Source organism: Hymenobacter sp. H14-R3 (genome assembly GCF_030063445.1).
GTDB lineage: Bacteria > Bacteroidota > Bacteroidia > Cytophagales > Hymenobacteraceae > Hymenobacter.
Genome location: NZ_JASITD010000003.1, coordinates 1 through 17,815 on the forward strand (window position 1 = coordinate 1; position 17,815 = coordinate 17,815).

General features: G+C 60.7%; 17 protein-coding genes. 7 read left to right on the forward strand and 10 right to left on the reverse strand.

From position 1 onward, the window contains the following. Positions 1–140: 140 nt before the first annotated feature. A complete protein-coding gene (locus QMK33_RS03710) occupies positions 141–1,922 on the reverse strand; it encodes an amino acid permease (RefSeq protein WP_283563206.1) in 1,782 nt (593 codons plus the stop codon). A 115-nt stretch (positions 1,923–2,037) separates the two neighbouring features. Here QMK33_RS03710 and QMK33_RS03715 point away from each other — a divergent pair, with 115 nt between their 5' ends. The 4 genes from QMK33_RS03715 to QMK33_RS03730 all read left to right on the forward strand — a co-directional run bounded on the left by QMK33_RS03715 (position 2,038) and on the right by QMK33_RS03730 (position 5,411). Continuing rightward, a complete protein-coding gene (locus QMK33_RS03715; RefSeq protein WP_283563207.1) occupies positions 2,038–2,814 on the forward strand; it encodes a carboxypeptidase-like regulatory domain-containing protein in 777 nt (258 codons plus the stop codon). 120 nt (positions 2,815–2,934) lie between these two features. After that, positions 2,935–3,450 carry a hypothetical protein gene (locus QMK33_RS03720; protein WP_283563208.1) on the forward strand — a complete coding sequence of 172 codons (516 nt, stop codon included), beginning with the start codon at positions 2,935–2,937 and terminating at the stop codon, positions 3,448–3,450. A 27-nt stretch (positions 3,451–3,477) separates the two neighbouring features. Continuing rightward, on the forward strand, positions 3,478–4,287 hold the full coding sequence (locus QMK33_RS03725; RefSeq protein WP_283563209.1) for a carboxypeptidase-like regulatory domain-containing protein: 810 nt from the start codon (positions 3,478–3,480) through the stop codon (positions 4,285–4,287). Between the two features lie 50 nt (positions 4,288–4,337). Continuing rightward, positions 4,338–5,411, forward strand: coding sequence for a lipocalin-like domain-containing protein (locus QMK33_RS03730; protein ID WP_283563210.1), 1,074 nt, complete (start codon positions 4,338–4,340; stop codon positions 5,409–5,411). An 83-nt stretch (positions 5,412–5,494) separates the two neighbouring features. Here QMK33_RS03730 and QMK33_RS03735 read toward each other — a convergent pair whose 3' ends face one another. The 3 genes from QMK33_RS03735 to QMK33_RS03745 form a co-directional block, all read right to left on the reverse strand. Beyond that, positions 5,495–5,779, reverse strand: coding sequence for a hypothetical protein (locus tag QMK33_RS03735; RefSeq protein WP_283563211.1), 285 nt, complete (start codon positions 5,777–5,779; stop codon positions 5,495–5,497). A 229-nt stretch (positions 5,780–6,008) separates the two neighbouring features. After that, positions 6,009–7,310 carry a chromate efflux transporter gene (gene chrA / locus QMK33_RS03740; RefSeq protein WP_502867040.1) on the reverse strand — a complete coding sequence of 434 codons (1,302 nt, stop codon included), beginning with the start codon at positions 7,308–7,310 and terminating at the stop codon, positions 6,009–6,011. A gap of 190 nt (positions 7,311–7,500) precedes the next feature. Beyond that, positions 7,501–8,478 (reverse strand): isopenicillin N synthase family dioxygenase, encoded by a 978-nt coding sequence (locus QMK33_RS03745; RefSeq protein WP_283563212.1) that lies wholly within the window; start codon positions 8,476–8,478, stop codon positions 7,501–7,503. Positions 8,479–8,686: 208 nt separating this feature from the next. On the opposite strand from QMK33_RS03745, the gene QMK33_RS03750 reads away from it, so the two are divergent. Further along, the gene (locus tag QMK33_RS03750; RefSeq protein WP_283563213.1) at positions 8,687–9,556 is read left to right on the forward strand and encodes a hypothetical protein; all 870 of its coding nucleotides are present in this window, start codon (positions 8,687–8,689) and stop codon (positions 9,554–9,556) included. Positions 9,557–9,681: 125 nt separating this feature from the next. Here QMK33_RS03750 and QMK33_RS03755 read toward each other — a convergent pair whose 3' ends face one another. From QMK33_RS03755 to QMK33_RS03770, 4 genes are all read right to left on the reverse strand, one after another. Further along, positions 9,682–11,070 carry an FAD-dependent oxidoreductase gene (locus QMK33_RS03755; protein ID WP_283563214.1) on the reverse strand — a complete coding sequence of 463 codons (1,389 nt, stop codon included), beginning with the start codon at positions 11,068–11,070 and terminating at the stop codon, positions 9,682–9,684. Between the two features lie 38 nt (positions 11,071–11,108). Beyond that, positions 11,109–11,528, reverse strand: coding sequence for a hypothetical protein (locus tag QMK33_RS03760; protein ID WP_283563215.1), 420 nt, complete (start codon positions 11,526–11,528; stop codon positions 11,109–11,111). Between the two features lie 5 nt (positions 11,529–11,533). Continuing rightward, on the reverse strand, positions 11,534–12,016 hold the full coding sequence (gene msrC / locus QMK33_RS03765) for a free L-methionine (R)-S-oxide reductase MsrC (protein WP_283563216.1): 483 nt from the start codon (positions 12,014–12,016) through the stop codon (positions 11,534–11,536). A gap of 125 nt (positions 12,017–12,141) precedes the next feature. After that, the gene (locus QMK33_RS03770; RefSeq protein ID WP_283563217.1) at positions 12,142–13,251 is read right to left on the reverse strand and encodes a mechanosensitive ion channel family protein; all 1,110 of its coding nucleotides are present in this window, start codon (positions 13,249–13,251) and stop codon (positions 12,142–12,144) included. A gap of 406 nt (positions 13,252–13,657) precedes the next feature. Here QMK33_RS03770 and QMK33_RS03775 point away from each other — a divergent pair, with 406 nt between their 5' ends. Beyond that, positions 13,658–13,978: an ArsR/SmtB family transcription factor gene (locus tag QMK33_RS03775; RefSeq protein WP_283563218.1), complete on the forward strand. Its 321-nt coding sequence runs from the start codon at positions 13,658–13,660 to the stop codon at positions 13,976–13,978. A 235-nt stretch (positions 13,979–14,213) separates the two neighbouring features. Here QMK33_RS03775 and hemA read toward each other — a convergent pair whose 3' ends face one another. Beyond that, positions 14,214–15,494, reverse strand: coding sequence for a glutamyl-tRNA reductase (gene hemA, locus QMK33_RS03780; RefSeq protein WP_283563219.1), 1,281 nt, complete (start codon positions 15,492–15,494; stop codon positions 14,214–14,216). Between the two features lie 172 nt (positions 15,495–15,666). On the opposite strand from hemA, the gene QMK33_RS03785 reads away from it, so the two are divergent. Continuing rightward, complete coding sequence (locus tag QMK33_RS03785; RefSeq protein ID WP_283563220.1) at positions 15,667–16,875, forward strand: ATP-binding protein; 1,209 nt, start codon at positions 15,667–15,669, stop codon at positions 16,873–16,875. A gap of 53 nt (positions 16,876–16,928) precedes the next feature. Here the strand turns inward: QMK33_RS03785 and rfbA are convergent, their stop codons facing one another. Beyond that, positions 16,929–17,807, reverse strand: coding sequence for a glucose-1-phosphate thymidylyltransferase RfbA (gene rfbA / locus QMK33_RS03790; protein WP_283563221.1), 879 nt, complete (start codon positions 17,805–17,807; stop codon positions 16,929–16,931). Between the last annotated feature and the right edge of the window lie 8 nt (positions 17,808–17,815).

A 17,815-nucleotide genomic window follows, 5' to 3' on the forward strand; every position in this document is an offset into this window, starting at 1 on the left:
GGTAGAACAGTGGCAAGACCGCCAGAATGCGCGGCCCAAGCCCCGCAACTGGCAATTCAAAACGGCCGATGCTCGCATCAAACTTGCTAAATTATACCCGACTATCTAATGTTTTTCAACCACTAGCAACCAGTTTCCAGTTAGGCCACCGCCACCTTATTCAGCTTCGAGTGCTTGTACCCGTACGTGAAGTAAATGGCCAGCCCAATGAGCAGCCAAATCGCGAACATCGTCCAGTTGTTGATGCCGAGCTGGGTCATCAAATACATGTTGGTGAGCAGGCCCAGCACCGGTAGCAGCGAGAGCTTTTTCCGGAACGTGACCACCACCAGCGCCAGCGAGGCCAGGATGAATACCATGGTCGGAATCTGGTGGGCAAAGCCGCCGATTACTTTTTCCGTGATGGGTTCTTTCACCAGCCAGCCGTGCTGCCCGCTGGCATCGAGCCAAAACTCGTGGTTGCCGGCTGCATTATAGGTTTTTAGCAGGTAGATGCTGGCTAGCAGCAGCACCGGCACCAGCCAGCGCCCGCTGATGTAGGGCACCGTGAAGCGGGCGTCGGACTTACCATAGGGGTCGATGATGAGGATGCCGCCGCAGACCAGCGCAAACGCGAACAGCGTGCCGATGCTGGTGAGGTCCACCACCAAATCCATGTTCAGAAACAGGGCCGGCACGCCCACGAAAATACCCGTGACGATGGTGCTGAACGAGGGCGTGTGGTACTTGGGGTGCACCCTGGCAAACACGGGCGGCAGCAGGCCATCGCGGCTCATTGTCAGCCAGATGCGCGGCTGACCCAGCTGAAACACCAGTAGCACCGAGGCCATGGCAAACACCGCGCTCACCGCCACCAGGGCCGAGAGCTTGGGCAGGCCCACCTTGGCAAACACGAAGGAAAGCGGGTCGCCCACGCCCAGCTCCTTATACGACACCATACCGGTGAGTACCAGCGTGATAATGACATAAAGCACCGTGCAAATGATGAGCGCGTACATCATGGCCTTGGGCAGGTCGCGCTGCGGGTTTTTGCACTCCTCGGCGGTGGTCGAGATGGCGTCGAAGCCGATGTAGGCGAAGAAAACCGCCGACACCCCTTTGAGCACCCCACCAATGCCGTGCGGCGCGAAGGGCGACCAGTTTTCGGGCTTCACGTAGAACGCGCCCACCACAATAACCACGGCCACAATTATCAACTTCAACACCACCAGTAGGTTACTGGCATTTTTGCTTTCCTTGATGCCCACGTACACCAGCGCCGTAATGGCCACCGTGATGAGGAAGGCCGGCAAATCGATTACCAGCCGCAGGCCGTCGAACAGCTCGGGGGCGTTGGCCCAGGCGGTGTAGGCTTCGAGCTGGGCGGGCGAGGCGGCGGCCAACGGCTGGCCGGCCTGCATAAGAGCCATCACGGCCTCGTAGCCGGTGTGGGCGCTTTGGGTGCCCATGGTGAGCCAGCGCGGCATGTGCAGCCCCACGCTGTCGAGCAGCCCGGTGAAATAGTCGCTCCAGGAGATGGCTACCACGATGTTGCCCACCGCGTACTCCATGATGAGCGCCCAGCCAATAATCCAGGCCGCGAGCTCGCCAAATGAGGTGTAGGCGTAGGTATACGCCGAGCCGCTCACCGGAATAGTAGCCGCAAACTGCGCGTAGCACAGCGCCGAAAACGCGCAGGCAATCGCCGTAAACACAAACAGCAGCGACACCGCCGGCCCGCCATTGAGGCTGGCTTGGCCGATGGTGCTGAAAATACCGGCCCCGATAATGGCTGCAATGCCGAGCCCGGTAAGGTCGCGCACGGTGAGGTGGCGGGCCAGGCCGCCGCCGGAGCCGCCGTGGCCCTCAGCGTCGGCGGGTGGGTTGGCAAGAATAGCCGCGATGGTTTTGCGGCGAAAGAGCGAGTTATTGGTGGGAGGCATTCGGCCAGGGAAAGATTGGGCGCGCAAACTAGTAAACGGCCAAGATACGGCCGGGCCGTGTGCAATCGGGCGCGGCGCGGCATCGGGAGGGAAAGCTATTCTCCCTTTCTGAGTTATGACCCCTCGCTCACACTCCGTCCACATTGCCCAGCCCTGCCCCGAAGGCTGGGGGCCTATGGTACCCGCTACCGCCGGCCGCCACTGCGCCGCCTGCCAAAAAACAGTGGTCGATTTTACCCGGAAAACCGATGCCGAAATTCTAGCTTACCTGGCCAGCGCCCCGGGCAACACCTGCGGCCGCCTGCGCCCCGATCAACTCAACCGCTCGCTCGTGGCCCCCACTGCGGCCCCGCGCTGGCGCGCCTGGCTAGGAGCCGCCCTGGCGGCCGGCGGCGTGCTGGGCGCCGGCCGGGCTACCGCGCAAGCCATGCCTGCCTACTGCAATGGGGGCCCTGTGCCCGCCGCCAGCCCCGCCCCCGCGCTACTCACGCGTGCGGTAGCCCCCACGCCCACTAGTTGCGAAGCCACTACTACTGGCGGGCCACTCACGCTAAGCGGCGTGGTGCGAGACTCAGCCACCCACGAAGGCTTACCGGGCGTAACGGTGCTGCTAATGGGCACCACTACCGGTACCTCAACCGATATAAACGGGGCTTTTTCGCTGCCGATGCCGGCCGGCGTAGCGCCGGTGCGGCTCGCCTTCAGCTTTATAGGTTTTGTTATGCAGGAGCGAACGGCCACCGCCAACCAGCCGCTCGCGGTACTACTGGCCGCCAGTGAGCAAAGCCTGATGGGTGAGGTAGTGATAACCGGCGGCATATATCAGCGCCCCTGGCCCTGGCACCCGCGCCGGTTTTTCAGCTGGGGCAAGCACCAGCTGAAAACCCTTTAGAAACTAACTAACTTATTATTAAATAGTTAATTAAGCAGAGCCGGAATGGGCAGATACTTTCGGGCTAAGCCCGCCTACCATTATTACTCTTTAAAACCTCCTCTTCCACATTTTCCGCCCATGCAACCCATCACCATTACCCTGCCCCAGCCCTGCGCCGCCAGCTGGGACGCCATGACGCCCAACGCTGATGGCCGCCACTGCACCGCCTGCCAAAAAACGGTGGTCGATTTTACCGGCTATACCGATGCGGGGCTGGCTGCCTACTTGGGCCAGCACGGGCAGCTGCCGTGCGGGCGCTTCCGCGCCAGCCAGCTGGGGCGCGTGCTGCTGCCGGCGGCCGTGCCCGTGGCGGGCTGGCGGCGCTGGCTAGGCGCCGTTGCCGCACTGCTGGGGGTCGGCAGCCTGACTATCCCGGCCCAGGCCCAGCACCGCCCGGTTCCCAGCCACCCAGTGCAGGCGGAAACTAGCCAGCCGTTGGAACGGCCGGCGCCCCCACGGTTGCGCACGCGCCCGGCCGTGCGGCCCGTATGGCCCATTCAGCCCGTTCGCCCCATGCCTATGCTCCACGAAGCAGTACTAGGAGGCGCGCCCATTGCCACCCCGCAACCGCCCCAGGCCCCACCAAAAAAGTAAGCGCCCCCCTCTTACCTCAGCCCTGCGATGCCCGCCACCCGCCTCACCATCCCGGCCCCCTGCCCCAAAAGCTGGGCCGCCATGACGCCCACCGCCGCCGGCCGCCACTGCGCCGCCTGCGCCAAAACGGTAGTCGATTTCACCTGGAGAACCGATGCCGAAATCCTGGCTATCCTGCGCCAGGCGGCCGGCGAAACCTGTGGCCGCTTGCGCGCCGACCAGCTAAACCGCCCCCTGGTAGCGGCGGTAGCGGCGGGCTCCGCCCAGCGGTGGCGCGCCTGGCTGGCTGCTACCCTAGCCCTATGGGGCGCGCGCGAAGGCAGTAGCCTGGCGGCGGAGGCCCGCACCGAGCCCGCCCCCAACGCCCACCACTCGCCCACCAAATTGCGCAAGGCATCTTACTCAAAACCAACGACTAAGCTGCTACACGGCACGGCGCGCGATGCGGCCACCCACGAGCCGCTGGCGGGTGTAGCTGTCTTTTTGAAAGGCGAAAACCGGGCGGCGACTACCGATTCGGCGGGCCGGTTCAGCTTGCGGCTGCCGGCCGGCCCGCCCGCGGGCCGGCGGCGGCGCCTGGTGCTGCACCGCGCGGGCTACCTCTCGCGCCAGCTGCCACTGGCCCCAGCGCCGGGCGCCGTGCAAGTGGGCCTGCGTGCCGACCCGGCCGCCAGCGGCGTGGAGGTGGTGGCGATGCAGCAAGAAAGGGAATGCCGGATATCAAGTGGAGCCGTCGCAACAATTAGCATCGCCAACGAGCAGCCACCGCCCCAACCCGCCGCCCGGCCCGGCCACGGCTTTTTCTACTGGCTCACCCGGCCTTTCCGGCGTAGCTAAAGTAGCAAATCAGCCAAACTTTTCGGCCCCAAAAAGCCTTGTGCCAGGGTATGACGCGACTACCCTTTGCCCTGCTGCTAACGCTGCTGCTTGCTGCTTGCTCCACTTTCAAGCCGGTGACCACCACCCGCTTCAACCCCACCGCCACCCGCGCCGAGCTGCCCCACGAGGAGGCCGTGCACCCCAAAAACTCGCTGGAGTGGTGGTATCTCACCGGCCACCTGCGCGACCAGGCCAGCGGCGAGGAATTCGGCATCGAGTACGTCTTTTTTCACTTCAACCTGAAGGATGGCAAGAGCGATTACCAGATGGTGAATGTGGCCATCACCGACCCAAAGGGCCAGAAATTCAACTACGACTACAAGCTGGCCAAGCTGCCGCGCCTGCTCACCGACTCGCTGCCCCTGCGCCTGCGCGAGCGTAAAGACGGCCAGGTGTGGAAGTTTGACGGCCAGGAGGGCAAGTATCAGTTTGCCGCCGCCCTCACCGGCAAAAAGAACGCCGGCTACGCCCTCAACCTTAGTACCACGCCCACCAAGCCGGTGCTGCTGCACAGTGGCACCGGCTACGAAGACTACGGTGCGGGCATTGTGGCGGGCTACTACTCGTACCCCCGCCTGGCTACCACGGGCACCCTCACGGTAGGCGGCAAAACCCACCAGGTAACCGGCGAGCTCTGGTACGACCGCCAGTGGAACTGCGGCAGCGTAGTGAGCAAGGGCGTGGGCTGGGACTGGCTCAGCATTCAGCTCGACCAGCCCCGCGAGGAGCTGATGCTCAACACGCTACGCAACAGTGAAACCGGCCAAACCCTGCACAACGGCACGTTCAACAGCGCCACCAACCAGAATATCGACCTCACTGGCAAGGACTTCACGCTCACGCCCCTCACGTACTGGACCAGCCCCAAATCGAAGAAAAAGTACCCCGCCAAGTGGCGCGTGCAACTGCCCGCCCAGGGCTACGACCTCGTGGTGGAGCCCCTCGTGCCCCAGCAGGAGCTAGCGCTGCGCTTCTTCCACGCCTTCACCATGTACTACTGGGAAGGCATGTGCAAAGTCACCGGCACCCACAACGGCCAGCCCGTAACGGGCAAGGCGTACGTGGAGATTACCAATCGGTGAGTACCAGTTGGGGTGGGCTGCCAGCTTTTTGGCCGGCAGTCCGCCCCAACTACTTCATTCATTGATGGGCCCAGCTGGGGTTGTCAGTCAATCATTTTGACAAACGTACTACTCTTACCAAAGCGCAGCTTTTTTACGCAGTTAGCCTTGGTTATCAGGCTAATGCCCGAGTCCTTCTCATTAGTCAGGTCCGTCAGGTCAACAGTAGACCTTGGGATTACGCTGTAAGCTACGCACGTCTGGTTTTTCAGAAAAAGCAGCGTGCAGCTGGCCTCATCAAGGCTTTGATTATCGACTAAATATTTGGTTTTCTGATAGTTACTTACTCCGAACCCTTGTATTTTTTCGGGTGGGCAATAAGGCTTCACAACCAAGATACTATCCCAGGCTGCCGGGCCGCCATCGCAAAAGCTGAAGCTAGCTAACTATTTGTTGTCTAACAACTTATGAGCCAGCAAGGTTACCATATCCACCTTATTCGGCCGCGGCCCACAGGAAACGGCCCCCAATGCCAACAGTGTGACGCTGATTACTTTGAGCATGAATTAGCTAGTGTGAAGGGCTTAATAGATACGAAATACGTCTTTATCCAATCATTCAGCCCCCCACCTGCCGAACCAACGCCCCAGCCAATAGCGCAATAATGATTATCGCCACGCTCGGTATTTTTTCCCAAAGCAGCAGCAGAAACGTAGCTCCCACCAGCAGCGGGTTGAGGGGCAGGTGCCAGCCGGCCAGCGGGCCGGGCAAGGCCAGCAGGCGGTCGGGCAGCGGGTGGTAGAGCAGCAGCGCCGCCGCACACACCAGGCCGGCGCTCACGGCGTTAACGCCTTCTAGGGAGGCCTTTACCACGCGGTATTGCCGCAGGCCGTCCCAAAAGCGGATAACAAAGAATATCAGCAGCACGCCGGGCAAAAAGATACCCACCGCGCCTACCAGCGCCCCCAGCAGCTGCGGGCCCGCGCCGCCAGCCGGCCGCATGGCCAAGGCCCCGATGTAGGAAGCAAACGAGAAATTGGGCCCCGGCAGCGCCTGCACCAGCCCTAAGCCCGACAAAAACTCGGGCCCCGTGAGGTAGCGCTTGTACTCCACAAACTCGGCGAAGAGCAGCGGGGCCAGCACCTGCCCGCCGCCAAACACCAGCGAGCCGTTGCGGTAAAAATTCTCGAACAGGCGCACCGGCAGCAGGCGCGTGTAGTGCCCCAGCAGCGCCGCCATCAGGAAAATACCCAGCCACAGCGCCCCGTTGGCCCACTCCACCCGAATGGGCTTTTTATCGGGCACAATGGCGTGCTTGCGGTAGCGCAGCGCCGTTATCACGCCGCCGGCCAGCAGCAGCAGCGGCAGCACCCCGGGCAGCTGAAAAAAGTAGGCCACCATGGCGGCGGCCACCAGCAGCGCCACCGACGTTTTGGTGTGCACCACTTTTTCGGCAATGCGGTAGGCCGAAAACGCCACGAAGCCCACCGCCACCGGCTGCACAAACTGCACCAGCCGCGCCGTAAACGCGGTATCGAAGTGCGTGAGCAGCAGCCCCGCCACCGTCATAATCGTGACCGAGGGCAGGCACCAGATAAGGAGCGTGAGGTACGCCAGGTTGGGGCCGCCCAGCCGAAAGCCGATGGCCGTAATGGTTTGCGTGGACGTAGGCCCCGGCAACAGCGCGCACAGCGCCTGCATCTCCAGCAACTCGCCCGCCGTGAGGTACTTGCGCTTATCTACCAGCAGCCGGAACATCATGGCCAGGTGCGCCTGCGGCCCGCCAAACGCGGTGCAGGCCAGGCCGGCCACGTCTTTCAGAAAAACGAAGTTGCGCGTGTGGCGCAGCCGCCGGCCCGCCCGGCGCAACGGCGCCAGGGGCACGGACAAATCAGCATGAGCGGGTAATTGGTCGGACACAGAACGGAGAGGTAGCCATGCCGAAGATAGAACCAGCCAGCCAGTCAGGGCAGCTACCCACCAAAAGAAGAACGTCCTGCTGAGCTTGTCGAAGCATCTCTACCGCGCCGTTAGTATTACTATTCTAACGGCGCGGTAGAGATGCTTCGACAAGCTCAGCAGGACGTTCTTTTCGGGCTCAACTAACCGCTTACTTCTTCTTCAGGCCCAACTCAATAAGGCGCTCGTTCAGAAATTCGCCGGCCGTGATGTCAACCTCTTTCTTGGGGTTGTCGGCCGTGACGAGGTGCGGCAGGGCGGCGAGGCTCATCTCCGAACGCGGGTGCATGAAGAACGGGATGCTGTAGCGCGAGCTGTTCATTTTCTCGCGGGCGGGGTTTACCACGCGGTGAATGGTGCTCCTGAGCACGCCGTTGGTGAGGCGCTGGAGCATGTCGCCCACGTTCACCACAATCTGGTCGGGCAGGGCCGTAATGGCAATCCACTGGCCATCGCGGCGCTTCACCTGCAGGCCATCGGCGCTGGCGCCCATCAGCAAGGTAATCAGGTTGATGTCGCCGTGCTCGGCGGCGCGCACGGCGTCGGCGGGCACCGCGTCGGGGTCTTCGATGGGGAAGTAGTGAATGGGCCGCAAGATGCTGTTGCCGTTGCGCACCTTATCATCGAAGTAGTTTTCGGGCAGCTCCAGGTACAGCGCAATGGCGCGCAGCACGTCCTGGCCGGCCGCCTCCAGGGTGCGGTAGGCCTTCATGGTGCTTTGGGCAAAGCGGGGCACCTGGGTGGGCCAGATGTTGGCCGGGTAGTCGTGGCGCACGGGGTCGGTTTCGTCCAGCACTTCCTGGCCCACGTGATAAAATTCTTTCAGGTCGCCGGTGTTGCGGCCCTTGGCGTGCTCCTTGCCCTTGCTGATGTAGCCGCGCTGGCCCGCCAGCTCGGGCACTTCGTACGACTGCTTGTCGCCGTCGGGGAGCTGAAAAAACGCCTGCACGTCGGCGTACAGCTCTTTGGTTTGCAGCTCGTTGAGGCCGTGGTTTTTGAGGGCGATGAAGCCAATACTCTGGTAAGCAGCGCCCAGCTCCTGCACAAACTTGGCTTTGCGGGCGGGGTCGCCCGAGCGAAAGTCGGCCAAGTCGAGCGAGGGGATGTGGTCAGGCAGGTTATCAGCCATAAAAAAGTAGGGGTGGGTTACTTGCTGATTATGGATAGCAACTTCCTGGTGGCAGGCCGGGCGGCGGCGGGTTATTGAGGCTTAACCAGCCGGGCGCCCGGCCCACCAGCAGCAACCAGGAAGTTGCTAATGCGAAGTTAGTACAAAACCTTCTGCCCGCTAGTTCGCGTACAGGGCCTGATAACTCACCTCCTTCTGTCTCTTTCACATGAATCGATTCACCGCCCCGCTTACTGGCTCGCTGGCCCTGGCCGCGCTGGCCTTTCTCGGCAGCTGCAGCACCAGCCAGCAAGCCGAAACCGCCACCACCAGCCCCGCCGACCGCACCGAAGCCCTCGGGGCCCAAAATAGCGGCGCTACCATGGCGGGCGATGCGCAGTCGAAAGGCGGCCTCACGCTCACGCCCTTTAACGACTCGCCCAAGTTCCCGACGGCCGCCCTGCGCCTCAACTCGCCGCCTACGGGCTCTACTGTGCCCAGCGGCCCCGTTACGTTTTCGTATGACCTGACCAATTTTCAGCTCACCAAGATGACAGACAGCGAGCACGGCATGCAAATGTCGAATTCGATGAAGGGCCAGCATATCCACCTCATCGTGGACGACCAGCCCTACACGGCGCACTACGACACCAAGTTTGCCGAGCCCGTGGCTGATGGTGAGCACGTTGTTCTCTCGTTCATTTCGCGCTCCTACCACGAGAGCCTCAAGCACCTGGGGGCCTACGACTTGCGCACCATCACGGTGGGCACGCCGGCCGCCGGCACCGCGCCCATGACCTTCGACGTGAAGGCCCCGGCCCTGTTCTACAGCCGCCCCAAGGATACCTACGCCGGCAAGGATGCCCAGAAAATCATGCTGGACTTCTACCTAGTGAACACCACTCTAGCCCCCGACGGCAACAAGGTGCGCGCCACCATCAACGGCACCGAGTTTATGCTCGACAAGTGGCTGCCCTACATGATGGAAGGCCTGCCCGCCGGCCAGGCTACCATCAAGCTGGAGCTGCTCGATAGCAGCGGCACGCTCATCCCCGGCCCGTATAACTCGGTAACCCGCACGATTACGGTAGCCCCGTAACCTGTTAAAGGTTAGCCGCCGAGCAGCCGTTCTACAAGAACGTCATGCTGAACGCAGTGAAGCATCTCTACCGCACCCTTCAAGGAGGCGATAGAGATGCTTCACTGCGTTCAGCATGACGTTTTTTACTTAACTAACGACAACTCCTTCTCAATCAGCTCTTTAACATTCGGCAGCTCATAATCTTCTTCCGTCTGAATGAGGGGCATGAGCCGCTGCATAATGGCCTCCTGGCGCTGGCCGGCGGCCCAGGCCTCGGCATACGACGTATCGGGCGAGAACGTGACGCGCGAGTAGAGCGGCAGCCACTGGCCCGGAAACTGGGCCGCGATTTTGCTTTCGATGCGCTTTTGCAGCAGGAAGCGCGGGTCGGCCACGTGGTCGCGCATCTCCACAAAGTTGTAGAGAGCCAGCTCGGCCATGGCATCGGTGTTGGGCTTGCGCAGGCGCTCAAACTGGTCGAGCACCTCGCCCCAGTTGGCCTCGCCCAGCTCGTCGAGCAGGCGGTCGAGCACGGTGCAGTCTTCAAAACCCGCGTTCATGCCCTGGCCGTAGAAGGGCACAATGGCGTGCGCCGCGTCGCCGAGCAGCAGCACCGAATCCTGGTAGCTCCAGGGCCAGCACCGAATGGTGACGAGCGAGCCCGTGGGATGGTCGAAAAACTCGGTATCCAGCTCCGGCATCAGCGGCACCACGTCGGGAAATACTTCGCCAAAAAACTGCTCCACTTCCTCGGGCGTGCGCAGGCTGTCGAACGAGGGCGCGCCCTCGTAGGGGAAAAACAGCGTGGCATTGAATGAGCCGTCGAGGTTGGGCAGGGCAATCATCAGGTAATTGCCGCGCGGCCAGATGTGCAGGGCGTTTTTTTCCAGCTGCCAGGTGCCGCCCGGCCCCGCCGCAATGGTCAGCTCCTTATAGCCGTACTCCAGGTACTGCTGCGAGTAGTCGGCCCGGTCGAGGCGCTGCATAGCGCCGCGCACCGCCGACCACGCCCCATCGACCCCAAATAGGCGCTGGTAGGGCACGTCGTACTCGCGGGCGCTGGCCACGTCGCGCAGGTGCAGGCGGCGGCCGGGCAGGTCGAGCTGCGTCAGCTTCTGGCCGAAGGTGATTTCCACGTTCGGCTTGGCTTCTACCAGGTCAAGCAAAGTGCGGTTGAGGCTGTCGCGGCTCACCGAAAAAATAGCCTGCCCCTCCTGCCCATACGGCTGGTGGGTGAGCTGCCCGCGCTGGTCGTGCATTACGCGGCGGTACATGGGGATGCCCACCTTGCGAATATCGTCGGTGATGCCCACGCCCGCCAGCCCGCGCCACCCCCTATCGGAGAGGGCCAAGTTGATGGAGCGCGCCTCGCGCAGGCCCGCCTTGCGGGGGTCGGGCAGGCGCTCGTAGAGGTGCACCGGGTGGCCCCGCCGCGTGAGGTAGAGGGCTAGCAGCGTGCCCACCAGGCCCGCGCCCATTACGATGAGCGGCTCGGCGGCGCTGGGTAGGGCTGCGTTTAAAGACGATTCCATACGAAATAAAAAGGAGGTTTAGCAGCCTGAGCTCGTGCTTACTTCAAGCTGGCAATGGAATACGTGATGGTTCGGGCATTGGTGTTTTGCACGATAATACCCCGTTGCTGCGTGGCTATTGTCACGGTCATTACCTGGTAGTCCTGCGGGCTACTTAGGTTGGCTACTAACAAGTGCGCAAGCTTATGGGTCTGCTTCACCACGCTATCGGGCGTAGCGGGCAACCCCTTGGGGTTAAGCACCACCAAATCAATTCGACTAATAGCAGAGTCGGCCGCTATTTGGGTGCGGTGCACCGACCACTCTACCTTTTCGGCATTCAGCAGGCTTTCCTGCTGCTGAAAGGCTTTGTCATACCGATGAGTTACCTGCATCATCGGGGGCATTTTCACTTGCTGGCCGCAGCCCGCCACTACCCCGCTTAGCAGGCATAGCCACCCTATTTTCAGCGCTTTCATTGACCTTAAAACCAGTTGCTTGCCAGCTGCATCAGCTGCTCCAGACCGGCCTGGTCGGCCTCGTCAAAATCATTCAGCTGGTCGCTATCCACATCGAGCACGGCCACTACTGCGCCGGCTTTCAGAATGGGCACCACAATTTCCGATTGCGAGGCGGCGCTGCACGCAATGTGGCCCGGAAAGGCCTCCACGTCGGGCACCAGCACGGTGCGCGCCTCGGCCCAGCTGGTGCCGCACACGCCGCGCCCCCGCCGGATGCGGGTGCAGGCAATGGGCCCCTGAAACGGCCCCAGCACCAGTTCCTCGCCCTGCACTATATAAAAGCCCACCCAAAAAAAGCCGAATGCCTGCCGCAGCGCGGCGGCCACATTGGCCAGGTTGGCGGTGCGGTCGGGCTCACCAGCAGTAAGGGCGGCCACCTGCGGGTGCAGCTCGGCGTAGCGGGCGGCCTTGGGCACGCCGGGCGTCAGGAAAAGGGTTTCGGACATGAGGGCAACTAACTGGAAATTTCGCTGGCAAGCAGCGGCCGGTCACCACCAGGGCCGGCAGGATATAAGTACCAAGGCGGCCCAGGGGTTTGGCCGGAGGCGCAAAAGTACCCGTAACCGGCGGCCTACGCCGGCCCCGGCGCTGCCGGAATAGCAACAGCAAAGCTACCCCCTTGGTGCTCAGTGGCTTCTATCAAGCAGTAGTTCAACGACTCCTTCACGTCCAGGTATTCGTCGTAGCTCGTAGTTTCGACGAAGTACTGCACCGTCACCTCCTTGCCGGCTGGCGAAATGCTATTGAACTTCATCTGCACATCTTTGGTCACGAGCGGATGCGCCTGCATAGCCGCCACGGCCTCCTTGATAATGGCTTGCAGCTGCTCGCTGGTCGTCTTCTGGTCGAAGATGAGCGTAAAACCCACCCGCCGCGCCGTACGCAGGCTCAGGTTATCCAACGGCTTGTCAATCATGCTCTTATTGGGCACCGTGAGGTAGCTTTTCTCGGCCGTGCGCAGGCGCGTGCTGCGAAAGCCGATTTTTTCTACCGTGCCGCTCACCGTACCGGCCGTTACGAGGTCGCCCACCCCAAAGGGCTGGTCGAGAAAGATGGTGAACGACGCCAGCAGGTTTTCCAGGCTCTCCTTGGCCGCGAAGGCCACGGCCAGCCCGCCAATGCCCAGGCCGCCTATCAGGGCCGTCACATTCACCCCAAACACTTGCCCCAACGCCACCAGCAACCCAATAACCACAATAAAAACCTTGAGCAGGTCTTTGGCAAAGGGCAAAAACTGGTTGTCGAGCCGCCGCGCGCCGGGTGTGGTTGTGAGTGCGGCGCGACGCTGCACCACCAGCAGCGCAAAATCGACCAGCCGCGTAATTACCCACACAATGGTGGCAATCACGCCCAGGTGAAACAGGCCCAGCAGCAGCACTTTCGGCCAGGGCTCCACACCCTTCACCGCCAGCGGTGGCAGCGGATAGCGCAACACACTGAATGCCAAGTAAAAGGAAATTAAAAACAACAGCGCTCCTACCGGCTGAATTAGCAGCTCGTGCAGTTCTTCTTCCGTTACGCCGGCCGTATAGCGCTTGGTGAGCCGAAACAGCGCCTTGCTCAGCAACCGCGACAGCACCCGGTTGAGCACACTGCCCAATAACATAATCACCGCCGCGATTACGTACTCAACTAATTCGTTACCTAGCACCTCCCGGCGCAAAAAAGCAGGAACCTCCATTGACAGCAAATGGGCCGGGAAATTTCCGCCCCCCCACATAAGTACGCAAGGCACTGGCTGGCTGTTGGTGCGGCTTGGCTTTTAGCTGGCCAGCCGGGGCCGGCAGGTTGGCAGGGGCAGGCGTTGCCGGCAACCCGCAGTTTTTCATGAAGGGTTCATTGATGAAGCAAATAGGAAGTAGTCATTATAAAAAAACTTTGAATAATGTAAATTATAAAAAAGTGCGAAAACAGGCTTGCAGGCCAATAAATTGCACTCAGCCAAGTAGCATGCCCGAATTTTATATGCATCCAAAATAGTGTACAATAGTATTCTTGCGCTTACTTTGCATTACCAACACCCTAGTAATAGGGTAGCGGCTTCATTCTTCTATTTTTCCTTCTACCATTTTTAAGTTATAAACGCCATGAAACCTTTGCACACTCGCGTAGATGCTGAGCAGCTGGACCGCGCTGCGGCCATGCTCAAAGTACTTTCGCACCCCAAGCGCCTCGCCATTGTTGACCTGCTTGGCAAGAGCAAAACCAAGGACCACCAGATGTCGGTTACCGAAATCTACCAGGCCCTGGATATCCCGCAGGCCATCGCTTCGCAGCACCTCATCACCCTCAAAGACCGGGGCGTGCTGAAGTCGAGCAAAGTGGGCACCAAGATTTACTACTCACTGGCCGTACCCCAGTTGCTGAAAATCATTGATACCCTGGAAGACTATTCCGGCCGTATCTAAGCAGGTGCTCTACGCAAGTGTGGGTTGCGCCCTAGCCACCCATCCCTGCACGAGCACCAGAAAGCAACTAAAGCGTTTTTACGCCTTATTTGGTAGCCAATCCTTCGGGCTTCAAATCAGGTAGTTTTAAAACGAGTTAGCCAAGTTGGTTTATTATAAAAAATCCCCTGCAACTTACTGATTATCAGTAAGTTGCAGGGGATTTGATATTTTAGCTTAAGCGGTCAGGTTTTGCCTAAGCCGTTTGCGGCAGCCGCTCTAAATCAAACAGGTCGGTGAGCAGCGGCAGCAGCTGGTCGGCTTCGTCGCGGCGGCAAGCGGCCTTGAGGTGCAGCACATGCTGCTTCAGCACCTTTTGCATAAAGGCGCGCGTGGCCTCATCCAGCAGCTTTACCTCGGCAGGGGTGGCTTTTTTCTGGAAGCGGTCAAGCTCTTGCTGGCGCATTTGCTCCAAGCCAGCCTTCATGCGCTGAATGAGGGGCGACACGAGCATCTCGCGGCTCCAGTCAGCAAAGTCGAGCAGGCTTTCGGTAATGAGGGCCTGCACCTGGGGCACGGCGGCCAGGCGCATCTCCAGCGCGGCCGAGGCTTTGCTCTGAATGGCATCCACGTTGTAGACCAGCACGCCGGGCACCTGCTCTACATCGGCGGCCACCGAGCGCGGCACGGCCAAGTCGATAAAGAACTTGTAGCTCAGCACATCAAGATTGGCCACCAAATCGCGGGTAAAAAAGGGCGTATCGCGGCTAATGGAGGAGATAACCACATCGGCCTCGCGCAGGGCCACGGCCAGGTTTTCGAAGTCGGCGATGCGCAGGCGGCCGGGCGCAAACTCGGCGGCCAGCTCCTCGGCGCGGGCGCGGGTGCGGTTACACAGCGTTACGCTGGCAAAACTCTTGCTATCAGCCAAGTGGCGGCACACGTCGCTGCCAATTTCGCCCAGGCCCACCACCAGCACGCGGGGGCTGGCTACGTCGGCCGTGAGCTCCTCAACCAGCTCCAGGGCCGCGTAGCTCATGGAAGCCGCGCCGTCGCGGAAACTGGTTTCCTGCTGCACGCGCTTGTTGGCGAAGAAGATGGTGTGCAGCAGGCGGTGCAGGAAGGGCCCGGCCGCGTCGGCGTCGGCCGTCCACTGATAGGCCTGCTTCACCTGGCTAATAATCTGCATGTCGCCAACTACCTGGGCATCAAGCCCTAAGGCTACTTCAAACAGGTGGCGAGTAGCCGCTTCGGCCTCGGTGTAGAGGTCAAAGTACGGGGCGAAGCTCAGGGCATCGGGCCGGTTTTTGAGCTCCCCCAGCGCCCGGATGATGGCGGCCGAGAAGTCGTCGTCGTGCGCGTAGTAGATTTCGGTGCGGTTGCAGGTACTTAGCACCAGCACATCGGCCAAGTGCAACTCAGTGCGCAATTGCTGCACAAAACGACGACAGGCGGCTTCGTCTAGCGCCAGCAACTCGCGGATAGCGAGGGGCGCCTTGCGGAAGGATAAACTAACAGCCTTAAACGAATGGGACATAGCACGGGCCGACCCACGGCCGGCCTGCAAAATTACGGTGTAAATAGCTGCTATAGAAACAGACTGACAAGCTATTGGGTTCGGCTGGCCTAATAAATGCCCCAACCCGGTCTTTTACTCGTTAAATGCGGCAACTTGCGCTCCGGGCCGCCCGCCCGACCTTTGCTTTCTTATGCTTCTTCCCTTTTCCGACCAAAAATCGCGCATCAAGCTCTTGGTCTTGCTGATGGCCCTGCTTATTGCCGGGGCTACGGTACTGTACACCAACGTGCTGGTGCAGCGCCTTTCAGAGCGCGAGCAGCGCCAGATTGACCTGTACGCCAAAACGCAGCGCTACATTATCAACACGGAGGATACGAAGAACCTACCCTTTTTGCAGGAGCAGATTATTGAGGCCAACACCACGATTCCCGTTATCCTGACCAATGGGGAATATATCGTGGATACCAAAAACCTGGGCCTGCCCCCGCACCTGGAGCCGGCCGACTCGCTGCGGCGGTTGCAGGCGGTACTACTGGAGATGCAGCGCCGCCACCCGCCCATTGTGATTGAGCTGCCCGGCAACACGCGCAACTACCTGTTTTACCAAGATTCGCAGCTGCTGCGGCAGCTGCGCACCTACCCGCTGGCGGCGCTGGCCGTTATCGCCTCGCTGGCCATGATGGCCTACATCGCGTTCAGCTACTCGCGGCGGGCCGAGCAAAACCGCGTGTGGGTAGGCCTGGCCAAGGAAACGGCCCACCAGCTGGGCACGCCCCTAAGCTCGCTCGTGGGCTGGCAGGAATACCTGCGGCAATCAGAACGCTTTCATGATGAGCCCATTGTGGAGGAATTGGGCAAGGATATCAAACGCCTGGAAATCATTACCGAGCGCTTTAGTAACATCGGCTCAGTGCCGGTGCTCAAGGCCGAAAACCTCTACCTGACCACCCGCAACGCTATTGCCTACCTCGAAAGCCGGGTGTCGCGCAAGGTGAAGTTCACCATCGAAACCGACCTGCCGCTCGACACGCCCGCCTGCATCAACGTGCCGCTTTTCGACTGGGTAGTGGAGAATATCTGCAAAAACGCGGTGGACGCCATGGACGGCCGCGGCTCCATTACGTTGCGCCTGCGCGCCGTGAAAACCCGCCGGCAGTGGTGGCGCCGCCGCGCCCCGCGCCCCCAGGTGGCCATTGACATCACCGATACGGGCAAGGGCATTCCGAAAAACAAGCTCGAAAACGTGTTCACCCCCGGCTACACCACCAAAAAGCGCGGCTGGGGCCTGGGCCTGGCCCTGGCTCGCCGCATCATCGACAACTACCACGAAGGGCGGCTGTTCGTGAAGTGGAGCGAGGTGGGCAAAGGCACCACGTTCCGGCTCATTCTTAATCAATGAGTGAGGGGTGAATGAGTGAATGCAAAAGGGCTATTTAGCCCTCACTCATTCACTCATTGATTAAGAATGAGCTGGTCAGGCAGGTTCATGAGGTAGTCGCCGTAGCCGCTTTTGCGCAGCGGGGCAGCAATTTTGCGAAGCTGGTCGGCGTCGATAAAGCCCTGGCGGTAAGCAGCTTCCTCAATAGAGCCCACCTTCAGGCCTTGGCGCTGCTCCAGCACCCGCACAAACTCGCCGGCCTGCATCAGGCTCTCGAAGGTGCCGGTGTCGAGCCAGGCCGTGCCGCGGCCCAGGATGCCTACTTTCAGCTTGCCGCGGCGCAGGTACTCGCGGTTCACGTCCGTGATTTCGTACTCGCCACGCGGGCTCATTTCCAGGTTTTTGGCAATCTCAACTACTTCGTTATCATAGAAGTACAGGCCGGGCACGGCGTAGTTGCTCTTAGGCTGGGCAGGCTTTTCTTCGATGCTGAGGGCTACTTTGTTCTCATCGAACTCGACTACGCCGTAGCGCTCGGGGTCGTGTACGTGGTAGGCGTAAACTACGCCGCCGTCGGGGTTGCTGTTGGCTTTTAGCAGCTCTTCCATGCCTTCGCCGTGGAAAATGTTGTCGCCCAGCACCAGCGCCACCTTATCCTGGCCAATGAAGTCGGCACCGAGCACGAAGGCTTGGGCCAAGCCGTTGGGCACTTCCTGCACTACGTATTGGAAGTTGCAGCCCAGGTTCTGGCCATCACCCAGCAGCTTCTTGAACTGCTCCTGGTCGTGGGGCGTGGTGATAATGAGAATTTCACGAATACCCGCCATCATCAAAATCGACAGCGGATAGTAAATCATCGGCTTGTCGTAGACGGGCATCATCTGCTTGGAGACGGCCAGGGTGAGGGGGTGCAGCCGGGTGCCCGAGCCGCCGGCGAGAATGATACCTTTCATGTGAAGTA

What these genes read in the sequence shown, in the direction of transcription:
- QMK33_RS03760 (WP_283563215.1), bottom strand. Translation starts at nt 11,528, where the DNA reads ATGAAAGCGCTGAAAATAGGGTGGCTATGCCTGCTAAGCGGGGTAGTG.
- QMK33_RS03720 (WP_283563208.1), top strand. Translation starts at nt 2,935, where the DNA reads ATGCAACCCATCACCATTACCCTGCCCCAGCCCTGCGCCGCCAGCTGG.
- rfbA (WP_283563221.1), bottom strand. Translation starts at nt 17,807, where the DNA reads ATGAAAGGTATCATTCTCGCCGGCGGCTCGGGCACCCGGCTGCACCCC.
- QMK33_RS03710 (WP_283563206.1), bottom strand. Translation starts at nt 1,922, where the DNA reads ATGCCTCCCACCAATAACTCGCTCTTTCGCCGCAAAACCATCGCGGCT.
- QMK33_RS03750 (WP_283563213.1), top strand. Translation starts at nt 8,687, where the DNA reads ATGAATCGATTCACCGCCCCGCTTACTGGCTCGCTGGCCCTGGCCGCG.
- QMK33_RS03725 (WP_283563209.1), top strand. Translation starts at nt 3,478, where the DNA reads ATGCCCGCCACCCGCCTCACCATCCCGGCCCCCTGCCCCAAAAGCTGG.
- msrC (WP_283563216.1), bottom strand. Translation starts at nt 12,016, where the DNA reads ATGTCCGAAACCCTTTTCCTGACGCCCGGCGTGCCCAAGGCCGCCCGC.
- QMK33_RS03775 (WP_283563218.1), top strand. Translation starts at nt 13,658, where the DNA reads ATGAAACCTTTGCACACTCGCGTAGATGCTGAGCAGCTGGACCGCGCT.
- QMK33_RS03715 (WP_283563207.1), top strand. Translation starts at nt 2,038, where the DNA reads ATGACCCCTCGCTCACACTCCGTCCACATTGCCCAGCCCTGCCCCGAA.
- QMK33_RS03755 (WP_283563214.1), bottom strand. Translation starts at nt 11,070, where the DNA reads ATGGAATCGTCTTTAAACGCAGCCCTACCCAGCGCCGCCGAGCCGCTC.
- hemA (WP_283563219.1), bottom strand. Translation starts at nt 15,494, where the DNA reads ATGTCCCATTCGTTTAAGGCTGTTAGTTTATCCTTCCGCAAGGCGCCC.
- QMK33_RS03770 (WP_283563217.1), bottom strand. Translation starts at nt 13,251, where the DNA reads ATGGAGGTTCCTGCTTTTTTGCGCCGGGAGGTGCTAGGTAACGAATTA.
- QMK33_RS03730 (WP_283563210.1), top strand. Translation starts at nt 4,338, where the DNA reads ATGACGCGACTACCCTTTGCCCTGCTGCTAACGCTGCTGCTTGCTGCT.
- QMK33_RS03745 (WP_283563212.1), bottom strand. Translation starts at nt 8,478, where the DNA reads ATGGCTGATAACCTGCCTGACCACATCCCCTCGCTCGACTTGGCCGAC.
- QMK33_RS03785 (WP_283563220.1), top strand. Translation starts at nt 15,667, where the DNA reads ATGCTTCTTCCCTTTTCCGACCAAAAATCGCGCATCAAGCTCTTGGTC.